General features: G+C 44.9%; 12 protein-coding genes. 6 read left to right on the top strand and 6 right to left on the bottom strand.

Annotated elements, in window-relative coordinates; all coding sequences use genetic code 11:
• On the bottom strand, positions 1–827 hold an 827-nt coding region (gene tgt, locus ABDW16_RS26900; RefSeq protein ID WP_343674103.1), incomplete at its 3' end, for a tRNA guanosine(34) transglycosylase Tgt.
• Positions 828–968: 141 nt separating this feature from the next.
• Here tgt and ABDW16_RS26895 point away from each other — a divergent pair.
• The 5 genes from ABDW16_RS26895 (at position 969) to ABDW16_RS26875 (ending at position 4,443) form a co-directional block, all read left to right on the top strand.
• Positions 969–2,102, top strand: a complete 1,134-nt coding sequence (locus tag ABDW16_RS26895) for a glycosyltransferase (protein ID WP_343674101.1) — start codon at positions 969–971, stop codon at positions 2,100–2,102.
• A 326-nt stretch (positions 2,103–2,428) separates the two neighbouring features.
• Positions 2,429–3,052, top strand: coding sequence for a 16S rRNA (guanine(527)-N(7))-methyltransferase RsmG (rsmG, locus tag ABDW16_RS26890; RefSeq protein ID WP_343674100.1), 624 nt, complete (start codon positions 2,429–2,431; stop codon positions 3,050–3,052).
• Between the two features lie 144 nt (positions 3,053–3,196).
• Entirely contained in the window at positions 3,197–3,745 is a 549-nt protein-coding gene (locus ABDW16_RS26885) for an RNA polymerase sigma factor (protein WP_343674098.1), read from the top strand.
• A gap of 10 nt (positions 3,746–3,755) precedes the next feature.
• Positions 3,756–4,184, top strand: a complete 429-nt coding sequence (locus tag ABDW16_RS26880) for a hypothetical protein (RefSeq protein WP_343674097.1) — start codon at positions 3,756–3,758, stop codon at positions 4,182–4,184.
• Positions 4,185–4,233: 49 nt separating this feature from the next.
• Positions 4,234–4,443 (top strand): hypothetical protein, encoded by a 210-nt coding sequence (locus ABDW16_RS26875; RefSeq protein ID WP_343674096.1) that lies wholly within the window; start codon positions 4,234–4,236, stop codon positions 4,441–4,443.
• 297 nt (positions 4,444–4,740) lie between these two features.
• Here the strand turns inward: ABDW16_RS26875 and ABDW16_RS26870 are convergent, their stop codons facing one another.
• From ABDW16_RS26870 to ABDW16_RS26850, 5 genes are all read right to left on the bottom strand, one after another.
• Entirely contained in the window at positions 4,741–6,621 is a 1,881-nt protein-coding gene (locus ABDW16_RS26870; RefSeq protein WP_343674095.1) for a M1 family metallopeptidase, read from the bottom strand.
• A gap of 99 nt (positions 6,622–6,720) precedes the next feature.
• Positions 6,721–7,419, bottom strand: a complete 699-nt coding sequence (rsmI, locus tag ABDW16_RS26865; RefSeq protein ID WP_343674094.1) for a 16S rRNA (cytidine(1402)-2'-O)-methyltransferase — start codon at positions 7,417–7,419, stop codon at positions 6,721–6,723.
• 130 nt (positions 7,420–7,549) lie between these two features.
• Entirely contained in the window at positions 7,550–7,795 is a 246-nt protein-coding gene (gene purS / locus ABDW16_RS26860; protein WP_343674093.1) for a phosphoribosylformylglycinamidine synthase subunit PurS, read from the bottom strand.
• Between the two features lie 184 nt (positions 7,796–7,979).
• Positions 7,980–8,747, bottom strand: coding sequence for a CDP-alcohol phosphatidyltransferase family protein (locus ABDW16_RS26855; protein ID WP_343674091.1), 768 nt, complete (start codon positions 8,745–8,747; stop codon positions 7,980–7,982).
• 96 nt (positions 8,748–8,843) lie between these two features.
• Positions 8,844–10,136 (bottom strand): aminopeptidase P family protein, encoded by a 1,293-nt coding sequence (locus ABDW16_RS26850; protein WP_343674090.1) that lies wholly within the window; start codon positions 10,134–10,136, stop codon positions 8,844–8,846.
• 280 nt (positions 10,137–10,416) lie between these two features.
• On the opposite strand from ABDW16_RS26850, the gene pckA reads away from it, so the two are divergent.
• The gene (pckA, locus tag ABDW16_RS26845) at positions 10,417–12,018 is read left to right on the top strand and encodes a phosphoenolpyruvate carboxykinase (ATP) (protein ID WP_343674089.1); all 1,602 of its coding nucleotides are present in this window, start codon (positions 10,417–10,419) and stop codon (positions 12,016–12,018) included.
• The last annotated feature ends 123 nt before the right edge of the window (positions 12,019–12,141 follow it).

Below are 12,141 nucleotides of genomic sequence, written 5' to 3'. Positions count from 1 at the left end.
GTTGGCATCACACAGTCGAACATATCCACACCTAATGCGATGTTTTCCAGGATGTTCCATGGAGTACCCACGCCCATGAGGTAACGGGGTTTATCTTTTGGCAGAATATCGCATACCAGTCCGCACATTTCGTACATATCTTCTTCAGGTTCGCCCACGCTGAGACCACCGATGGCGTTGCCAACACATTCACGGGCAGCGATTTCCGTGGCGGAAATGGTACGGAGGTCTTTGTAAGTACTACCCTGAACAATCGGGAACAGGTACTGTTGATGCCCATAAGCAGGTTGTGTTTCCTTTAACCGGGCAATGCAGCGGTCCAACCAGCGGTGCGTGAGTTCCATTGACTTTTTCGCATAGCGGTATTCCGAAGGGTAAGGCGGGCATTCGTCGAAGGCCATAATGATGTCGGCCCCGATGGTACGCTGGATGTCCATCACGTTTTCAGGCGTGAAAAGGTGACGGGATCCATCTATATGACTTTGAAAAAGGCAACCTTCTTCTTTGATTTTTCTGTTGGCCGCCAGGGAAAATACCTGATAACCACCACTATCTGTGAGAATAGGGCGATCCCAGCCATTGAATTTATGCAATCCGCCGGCTTTGGAGAGGATCTCCGTACCTGGACGCAGGTAGAGGTGATAGGTGTTGCCAAGGATGATTTGTGCCTGGACATCATTTTTAACCTGCTCCTGGGTCAGGGCTTTTACACTGCCTACGGTGCCTACGGGCATGAAAATGGGTGTTTCAATCACGCCGTGATCGGTGGTGATGACGCCGGCACGGGCTTTACTTTCACTATCAGTTGTTGTCAGTTCGAATATCATCTGGCAATTTTCAGGGGGCAAAAATAAGGGATTATGGGGTACAACCTATATTTTCCCGGAAGGCGCACGGATAAGTGCTGGAAAAATCTTTTTTTCCACAGCACTATACAGATAATTGAAATCATATATATTTGCTATGCTATGTTGTATAACTTAGGCTTAATAGCCTTTTACAGTTTTGCTACCGTTGCAGGGATACAGATCCTCTATTATCTGATCGTCTTTTCCAGGGTAGCTTTTTATCGCCGTACCTTCGACGTGGATGCAGAGCCGGAGTCACAGTTCTCAGTTATTATCTGTGCCAAGGATGAGGAATTGAACCTTCAGAAAAACCTGCCCTCCGTACTTTTACAGCGATTCCACGATAAAAAAGAGCCTTCTTATGAGGTCATTGTTGTGAATGACAATTCAGAAGATGACACAAAATATTACCTCCGTTCTATAGAAGCTGGTTATTCACATTATCGTCATATTGAGATTAAGCAACCGGCCAAGTTTATTCCTGGTAAGAAGTTTCCGCTCTCTATGGGGATCCGGACGGCTAAATTTGAGCATATTCTCCTGACAGATGCAGATTGTAAACCCAGCAGTACTTATTGGTTATCACTGATGAGTCAGGGTTTTACGGATGGGAAGGAGATTGTGCTGGGGTATAGTCCTTATGTAAAGAAACCGGGATTGCTGAATAAGGTGATTCGTTATGAGACCTATTTCAGCGCTTTGCAATATTTAGGTTTTGCCCTGAGTGGGGTGACTTATATGGGTGTAGGGCGGAACCTGGCTTATAAAAGAGAGTTGTTTAACCGTCAGAAAGGGTTTACTGCTCACCACCATATTGCTTCGGGGGATGATGATTTATTTGTGAATGCGGCGGCGAACAGGCGTAATGTAGGGGTGGTGATTAATAAACAGGCTTTTACATATTCTGAGCCGAAGACAAGCTGGAAGAAGTGGTTTCATCAGAAAACCAGGCATATGAGTACCGGGAAGCATTACCGGTTTAGTCATAAGTTCCTGCTGGGGTTGTTTAGTTTGACGCATTTCCTGTTTTATCCGCTGTTTATAGCGAGTATATTTTATCAGCCGATGATGATTTATGTGTTGGGGATATTTGGGGGGAAGATGTTGTTGCAGTCTGTGATTACATTTATGGCGATGAGAAAACTGGATGAGGGGGATTTGTTCAAGTTCAGCTGGTTTATGGATGTGTTTATGTGTTTTTATTATTTGATATTTACGCCGGCGTTGTTGTTTAAGTCGAAGAATAAGTGGTAATAGGCCTTCCGGGTTAATTTTGTAGAAATGTTAAGTAATGATACCCGTAGAAAACTTGGACATATCGTTAGAGGAGATGGCCTTGAAGAGGAAGCAGATCATTGCACAGCAACCTCCGGTTACTTATGAACAAGCATTAATGCAGGTAGAACGAATAAAAAGAAATTCGAGCGTAGCACAATCATCGAAAAAAAGCAGACCCAGGGCCTAACCGCCTTATACAATAAAAACTATTAACTGCCCGGAGACGAAACGTTCTCCGGGTTTTCTTTTTAAACACCTCCGGTTTCACTATTTCAGAATAGCACCCTACCTTTGCGCCACATATGGACATCATTCAAAAATACTTCGGGGACTTCACCCCTACTCAGGTCGAACAATTCTCTGCACTGTTCGAACTTTACAAGGATTGGAACGAGAAAATCAACGTCATTTCCCGTAAAGACATTGATGCCTTATATGAAAAGCACGTTCTGCACTCACTGGCCATCGCTGCCATTGCAGACTTTCCGGACGGCTACCAGGTAATCGACCTCGGTACAGGTGGTGGTTTTCCCGGTATTCCCCTGGCTATCTTCTTCCCGGAGGTTAAGTTCCACCTTGTGGATGCCATCGGAAAAAAGATCAAGGTCGTGCAGGGTGTAGCCGAAGCACTGAATTTAAAGAACGTCACCACTGCCCACTCCCGCGCAGAAGACATCAAGGATAGAAAATTCGATGTGATCGTATCCCGTGCCGTAGCTCCACTCAAGGACCTCTGGCGTTGGGGTAAACCATTATTAAAAAAAGCCCCCGCTCACGCACAACAACCCGGCCTCATCTGTCTGAAAGGTGGCGATCTGGCTGAGGAAGTCCAGGAAAGCGGTGTCAGACCCCGTCTCACCCCTGTTTACCAGCTATTTCCTGAAGAGTTTTTCAAGGAGAAATATGTTGTGGTGGTAAATAAGTAAAATATTTCCCTTCTTAAATTATTGATTTTCATCATTTATAAACTAAATTCAGAAAAACTTTCCTGAACTTTAAAATATCCTGCATTTTCCTTCGTCTCCAATAGTAAGATGAAAGAATTGCTCCTAACAAAAACGCCTCTAGCTATGGCTGCTGAACAGAATGAGCGCATACAGGAAACGGTGCGGAAGGAGCGGCAACGTCTACTCCATTTCATCCGGAAGCGGGTGAATAATGTGGCAGATGCAGAAGATATTTTACAGGACGTTTTGTATCAGTTTACTGAATATTCCCGGCTGGGTAGTCAGATTGACTCTATCACTGCCTGGTTATTCACCGTGACCCGCAATAAAATTACCGACTGGTTCCGTAAGAAACGGGAGACTACCTTCAGCGATCATACACAGGAAATAGATGGAGAGGAGACTTTGTTCCTATCCGAACTGATAGCCGATCAGGACGCCAAAAGTGATGCACCCCTTACAAGAAAAGTGTTAGCAGAGGCCATTATGGAAGCCATAGAAGAGCTGCCGGAAGAACAGCGCTATGCATTTATACAGCATGAACTGGAAGGGAAGTCCTTCAAGGAATTGTCTGCCGAAACCGGCATACCCGTGAATACCCTATTATCCAGAAAACGCTATGCTGTACTGCATCTCCGCGAACGGCTGGCACAATTGTATGAAGAATTGTAAAACACATTATATGTTTAAGAGAGGAGAAAAAAAGCCGAAGGCTTTACATATTTTAAAGTTCATTGTCATGGGGGTGGTTTTCATCACCGTGCTGGGCTTTGGTATCCGTGAGTTGTGGAATTGCCTGATACCTGATTTATTTCATGGACCAGTGATCACTTTCTGGCAGGGTTTAGGTCTTTGCCTGTTGGGTAAACTGCTCTTTGGATGGCATGGTGGTCCTGGACCTGGTGGTTTCAGAAGAAGAAGGGCGTGGGATGAAAAGCTAAAAGAACGCTATGCAAATATGACACCGGAAGAAAGAGAGAGAATGAAAGAAGGATTGAAGAACTGGTGCCGTCCTAATAACCGCTTTAGCCGCTGGTATGATGATATTGATGCTAAAGCTGATCAGTCTAAACCAGAAGAAACTAAACCAGATACAGGAACCAATATTTAATGTAGCCATGCTCTCCTTTGCCATTCAACCATCTACAACTTTTAATGCTATGATAGGAATATTCAAAACTAATATAGCGACACCGGAAGAAAGAACGATTGTACTTCATGCTATCCGGAACAATTATGAAGTAGGTCAGTGTCATGTAGACCTCGAAGATTGTGATAAGGTATTGAGAATTGTGAATATGACAGTAGAAGAGAATGAGATGATAAAATTTGTACAGCAGCAGGGATTTAATTGTGAAACATTAGACTAGCAATTATTATACGGATTACGATGATAAAAAGGATGTACGCTGTACATCCTTTTTTATTACTAAGAGGGTGCCTCATTTTATGAATGAGGCACCCTCTTTTCTATAGGCAAACTTTAGCACTAAATGAGTACTAATACCTCACTAAAAGGGCACCTCTATATCGAATCGATATAGAGGTGCCCTTTTAGTGCCCTTTTGATGCACTGATGGAAGTATAGCTATGCTATGGCCAGACCCCATAAAAAAAGAGGGAGTTCCGGAATAGCCGGAACTCCCTCTTTCAATTTTCTATAGAAATTATAACTTCAGCGTATTGTTACTGCGGTTGATGTCTGCCATGCGAAGACTGGGATCGATGACTATTTCTCCTATATCCCCCATTGGCGTATCAATCACCACATCATAGGTCGGACTCGTCCATCTCCACGCTTCATGCACCGTACGCATCATGTTACCATCTTCATTTGGCTTGGCACCATACATGAGTGACAGCGGTACATAATGCATGATCTTCTTACCTGCCTTTGTCGTTACCAACAAATCTATCGGCATCGGGAAGTTATCTACCCTGCGCAGACGAATCACCGTTTTGTTATTATCATTGGTGAATACTGTATCAATTCCATAGTCAATATGCTTCACTGAATACACCAGGTATTGCTTATACCAATCCAGCGCTATCCCACTCTCCTTCTCCATTTCACGAATGAAATCATTTGGATTCGGATGCTTGAAACGCCAGTCTGAATAATATCGCAGCAATCCTTTATCCCTGTTCTCCGTACCGATCACATAACCTAACTGCTCTAAGAATACAGCCCCTTTATTGTACGCGGTCTGTGTATAACCATAGTTCGTATTGTAATGATCAGCGTGCGTGCTCATTGGCTCTTCATACCCGCTTTTTACCAGGTTGAAATAACCATTGTAGGAACTTTCCTGCGCAAAAGTTTCTTTGGTAGAATCCAATGTATGGTACAATACATTGTTCTCTGCAAATGTTGTAAACCCTTCATCCATCCATGGATACAGGCTTTCATTGGTACCCAGCATCCCCTGGTACCAGCTATGCATCCATTCATGCACTCCCAGGCCATATAATCCTTCCAGTTTACCATTGCCCATGATCAATGTAGCCATCGGGTATTCCATACCACCATCGCCTCCTTGTATAAAGCTAAAGCTCTTGTAAGGATAAGGTCCGTAATGTGCTTTGATATATTCATATGCACGTGGAATCATTTTGGCAAATGCAGGCCAGGTCTCCTTTGTGATATCATTTTCAATGTAGAAGAAGTGTGCCACAAAGCCATCTACCTGTTGGGTGATGTGCTTATAATCAGGATCTGCTGCCCATACAAAATCATGTACGTTGTTCGCAATGAAGTGCCATGTGAGCTTCTCTCCTGCGGGACGGATTACTTTGGTACCCGGCATTTCATACCCATCACCAATCTGGTTAGGGTTCTGTAAGTAACCGGTAGCAGCAATCACAAACTTTTTATCCATTGCTATCTTCACATCATAATCACCCCATACGCCGTAGAACTCGCGTGCGATATAAGGAGTGGCATGCCAGCCTTCGTAATCGTATTCGCACATTTTAGGGTACCACTGCGCCATGGAGTAGTCTACCCCTTCTATGTTATTACGGCCACTACGGCGGGTTTGCACCGGCACCTGTGCCTCAAATTCCATTTCGAAGGTAGTGGTACTATGTGGCAGGATGGGTTTTTTCAGGGGCACTTCCAGGATGGTTTCCAGCATATTGAAAGTCTGCGGCACCCCATCACGTTTCAATGAAAGCACATGCTGATAGCCGGTTTGCGCTGGTGTGAATTTAGATATCTTATCTGCCACCCGGTAATCCCAGTCTCTCCGTTCATTGCCTTTGGCATCGCGCCCCAGCACAGTCTTGCCCAGCTCACGGCTACGCACATCCATCATGCTGCCGGGCTGAAATGCATTCCAGTAAAGATGATAGAACACCTTGTACAATGTATCGGGCGAGTTGTTGGTATATTCCAGTTTCTGCTTTCCTGTAAAACGGTTAGTGGTTGCATCTACATTCACATCCATAACATACTTTACCCGTTGCTGCCAACGGTCAGGCTGTGCCTGCGCAGGCACGAAACCTGCTGCCAACAGGCACACCATCAGCCCTTTAACTACTGACATATGCTTCATTTCCTAATACTATTTTTATTTATATGATAACGTAGGCCGTTTACGCGGGGGAGATACTGCAAATCTCCTGCCTTTAATGAAGATACTGAGTTATTCTTCTTCTTCCTGTGCTTTTTTCCTGCCAGGAGCCCCCTGCACAATCAGAACGATTTCCCCTTTTACTCCTTTTTCCTTGTAGTAGTCATGTACTTCCTGCAGGGTACCTCTCTTGTTTTCCTCGAACATCTTTGTCAGTTCACGGCTCACACAACAAGGTCTGTCAGCGCCAAAGTAACCGATCATGTCTTCGAGGGTTTTAACCAGGCGGTGTGGTGATTCATAAAAAACCAGGGTACGTTCGTCCGTAGCCAGTTGTGTAAACAGTGTATGGCGGCCTTTCTTCAATGGCAGAAAACCTTCAAATGCAAACCGGGTCATTGGTATACCACTGTTTACCAGGGCCGGCACAAAAGCTGTAGCACCAGGCAGGCATTCCACGGGTACACCAGCACGAACACATTCTCTTACCAGCAGGAATCCGGGATCAGATACACCGGGAGTACCGGCATCGGTGATCAGGGCCATTGTTTTGCCAGCCTGTAACTGTTGTAACAGGTGCTGCAATACCTTGTGCTCATTGTGCTGATGATAAGGAGTGATGGGTTTGTTGATGTTGTAGTGCTTTAGCAACACACCGGAGGTGCGTGTGTCTTCTGCCAGCACCAGGTCTGCCTCTTCCAGTACTTTTACAGCGCGGTAAGTAATATCGGCAAGATTGCCTATGGGAGAAGGAACGAGATAAAGCTTCATAAAGATCGTATGGCGCATGACATACCGGCAACATCCACCGGTAGGGCATCTTTCCTGAATAAAACACGTAAGGCTGACTTCTGGCAGCTAAAGTCGTCTTTAGCGCGTGAAAGTCAGCCTTATTAATTATTTACTGAATAGTTACTTCAAAAGACTCCATTACCTGGTTAGCCAGCAGTTTCTGACAGGCATTTTCAGCCAGGGCCAGGGCTTCTTCTTTTGTAGCAGCTTCTATCTGCAGGGTAATATGCTTTCCGATTCTCACATCATTGATCTGAGTAATGCCCAGGTTCTTTAAACCACTCATTACCGCTTTTCCCTGAGGATCCAGTAATTCTTTCAGTGGCATCACGTTGATATGTGCAGTAAACGTCATTTTTTCTAAAATTTTGACGCAAACCTAATACATAAATCGCAAAAAACAAGCTGGGAGGGTTGTAGATGGTCTTATAATGGACGAAAAAAAAGGCTTTTACCTTCGGTAAAAGCCTTTTTTTTCGGACTATTTAGAAATATTGGCCGGCATGAAGCATGCCGGCCAATATTTTTTTATAACCTATTTATTTAGCAGGTGTGGCCGGGCGTACCGCCGCTGATAATACCACATACATAACAAATACAAACGGTACTGTCGCAAATTTTAATACTGGTATTGCCAATATTGCTAATATCAACAGCAAAAAGCGCGGCCAGTTTTGTGCAGGATTGAAATTTTTGAACTTCATGCTCATCATCGGTATCTCTGACACCATCAGGTAGCAAAGTAGGGCTATCATGATATACAGGATCCAGATATTTTGCAGGTAATGCGCCAGGTTATATGGATTATACAGCATTATCAAAGGGAAAGATGCTACCAGCAGTCCTACTGCCGGGGTAGGTACCCCAATGAAATTCTCTGACTGACGGGTATCCAGGTTGAACTTGGCCAGGCGGAATGCCGCAAAACAAGGCACCAGCAAGGCCGGAGCCAGGTTGACATATGATACATCAAATACATCCGGCTGCTGCATATATGCACTACGCAATAAACGGAAGAAGATCATACCCGGCACTACGCCAAATGTTACTATGTCTGCCAGTGAATCCAGCTCCCTTCCAAATGGGGAACCCAGTTTCAACAGGCGTGCAGCCAACCCATCCAGAAAATCAAATATCGCGGCCAGTACTACCAGTGCAGACGCCCAGTAGACAGGTGCAGGATTCGTTACGGCATAGTCATGTCCATTGAATTCAGCGATGTACTGTGGTGCATGCAGGATGTAAATAATTGCCAACGCACCACAAAACAAATTACCTAGTGTAAGGATGTTAGGAAGTTGTTTCATTGTGATAGTCCATCGGATCAGGCGTATAGCCTGATCCGGGTTCTGTATTTTTTGGTAAATCTAACGCTAATATTACGCAATAGCGTACACATTACCTTATTTTTTCATTAAAGCTTCAATTTCGTCAGCAGTGATTGGCATATTTTTCATCAGGTCGATATTGCCTTTTGAAGTTATCCATACATTATTTTCAATTCTCACACCCATTTTTTCTTCTTCAATGTAGATACCAGGCTCGATGGTCAGCACCGCGCCATCTGGAATAGGCTGCCAGAAAGATGGACCTAAATCGTGTACGCCTACACCCAGGTGGTGAGAAATACCATGGTACAGGTACTTACGGTATGCAGGTGTTTCAGGGTCCTGGTTTTTAATGTCTTCTTCTTTCAGCAGGTTGATTTTTACGAACACTTTCCCTGCTTCCTCGCCCATCATTTCATGGTACCTGGCAATGGTCAGTCCTGGCTTCAGGATAGATTTAGCATAGTTATGCAGGTGCAGACATGCATCGTATACTTCACGCTGACGGGGTGTGAATTTACCATTCACCGGTACGGTACGGGTCAGGTCAGCATTGTAACCACCATAGGCAGCACCGAAATCCATCAGTACCAGCTCGCCGTCTTTACACTCCTGGTTGTTGAATATATAGTGCAGGGTGCGGGCACGGTCGCCACTGGCGATGATAGAAGTATAGGCTTCACCGTCAGCACGGTTAGAGAGAAATTCGTGTACAATCTCTGCCTGAATTTCGTGTTCAAATACACCCGGACGGATAAATTTCAGCAAACGGCGGAATGCCTTTTCTGTAATGTCTATTGCGGTCTGCAGCACTTTTATTTCTTCGGGAGTCTTGACAGCACGCAGTTTTTTGAAAATAACGGCCGCTCTCAGGTAATTGTGCAGTGGATAACGGGCACGCATTTCTTCTGCATAGCGGTAGTCTCTGACAGCGATGAGGCTGGATTTACGGTTATTTTCGTTGGTATTTAAATAGATATTAGTGGCTTCGTGAATCCATGGTTGTAATAATCCATCCAGCACATCCAGCCAAACCACTGTACCGATGCCCGATACAGCCAGTGCCTCGTCTTTGCGCAGACGATGGCCATCCCATTTCTCTTTCAACTCATTTGGGCGCACTAAAACAAGTACTTCCCTGTACTTAGGATCCGGATTATCCGGGTATAAAATGAGCATGGTATCTTCCTGCTCAACACCCGTCAACCAGTACAGGTCATGGTTCTGTTCGAATCTGTATAAAGCGTCGCCATTGCTGGGCAACTCATCGTTGGAATTGATGATAGCAATAGAATTGGGTTGCATCTCCGCAATAAAGCGCTGGCGATTTTTGATGAAAATCTGTGAATCCAGTGGCAAATTTTTCATAATTGATCCTGTTGATTAAAACACGCGCCAAACCTACTGAAATTTTAGGAAGTAATATTGAAGAGGTGAATATGCGGGTATAATGGATGAGGATAAGTGTATTCGGTGCCCATAATTCGCTACCGTTTCCTGCAAAACAGACCCGGCCATTTTAGAATTTCTCTAATTGATTATCCATTTAGCATCTATTTTTTCTAAATTTGTGTTAACAAGGGGCTATTAATTTGATAATTTCAAAAAAAGGCGCAGCTTTGCTTTACTACACCAAAACAATCTTACTATGCAAGTCAGCAGCGTAAGGAACCCTGTTGCCATCCTATCAGCTATAGGAATAGAGCAAACAGCAGCTATCTATTATCAGACAGCACCTGCCGTGCTGGTGTCGCAAACACTGGCACGGAAACAGGGAGCCCTCACAGCCAACGGAGCATTGTCCGTAAACACCGGAAAATTCACCGGTCGCTCTCCCAAAGATAAGTTCATCGTCAAAGATGCACTTACTACTGCAACTGTAGACTGGAACGACTTCAACATTCCAATGTCTTCCGATCACTTTGACCGCCTGCACAAAAAAATTACCGCATATTTTACAGGAAAGGAAATCTGGGTACGGGATTGTGCTGCCTGCGCTGATCCTGCTTATCGCATAGGTATTCAGGTAGTGACTGAAACTCCCTGGGCCAGCCTCTTTGCCTATAATATGTTCCTGCGGCCCGACTCCGGGGAAATGGAGGACATGCACGCAGACTGGACAGTGATTCACGCCCCTGGATTTCTGGCTGACCCGGCTACAGACGGGACCAGGCAGGGAAATTTTGCTGCTATCAGTTTTGAGCACAAGATGATCCTGATTGGTGGTACAGCATATACCGGGGAAATAAAGAAAGGCGTTTTCACCATACTTAATTATATACTGCCACAAATGCATGGAGTATTGCCCATGCACTGCTCTGCCAACCAGGACGAGCATGGAGATTCGGCGATCTTCTTTGGATTGAGCGGTACAGGAAAAACCACACTCAGTGCAGATCCTGCACGTAAACTGATAGGCGATGACGAGCATGGCTGGTCTGCCCATCATATCTTCAACTTTGAAGGCGGCTGCTATGCAAAGTGTATAGACCTGAGTGAAGAAAAGGAGCCGCAGATATTCAAAGCAATCCGCGAAGGTGCATTGCTGGAAAATGTCTCGTGCTACGAAGGGACTAATAAAGTAGACTTTGCCAATAAATGTATTACAGAAAATACCCGGGTATCTTATCCACTGGATTATATTGACAATGCGGTGATTCCTTCAGTAGGCAATATCCCTTCCAATATCTTCTTCCTGACCTGCGATGCATTTGGGGTATTACCTCCCATATCAAGGCTGACGCCAGCACAGGCTATGTACCAGTTTATATCCGGCTACACAGCCAGGGTAGCTGGTACAGAAACAGGGGTAACAGAACCGACTACTACCTTCAGCACCTGTTTTGGTGCACCGTTCCTGCCACTACACCCGGTGCAATATGCACAGCTGCTGGGGCAGAAACTGAAACAGCAAAAAGTAGCCGTTTGGCTGATCAATACCGGGTGGACAGGTGGTCCTTATGGTACGGGGCAGCGCATTTCACTGAAATATACCCGGGCGATGGTGACAGCAGCGCTTAGTGGCCAACTGGACAGGATTGCGTATAAAGATTTTCCACTCTTTGGATTTGGTATTCCGGAGCACTGTCCGGGAGTACCTGCAGAGATCCTGGATCCCCGCAATACCTGGGCTGATAAAGCGGCATTTGATAAGCAGGCGGAAGACCTTGCTAACAGATTTGTACAAAACTTTAAAAAATACGGGGCACAGGCTGATCCGGAAATTTTATCCGCATCTCCGAAAATTTAATTATATTACGCTCCTAAGCCTGCCTTTAAAATTTCCACTATTATTTATCAAGTTCTATTTAGAGCAAAACAAGTGACCTAAATTTGAAATTTTGAAGGCGGGGAACTTGTTTTGCGGAACTTG

It is taken from the genome of Chitinophaga sp., assembly GCF_039596135.1.
Taxonomy (GTDB): domain Bacteria; phylum Bacteroidota; class Bacteroidia; order Chitinophagales; family Chitinophagaceae; genus Chitinophaga.
The sequence above is the reverse complement of the archived record's forward strand: the minus strand, read 5'-3'. Positions and strand labels throughout refer to the sequence as shown.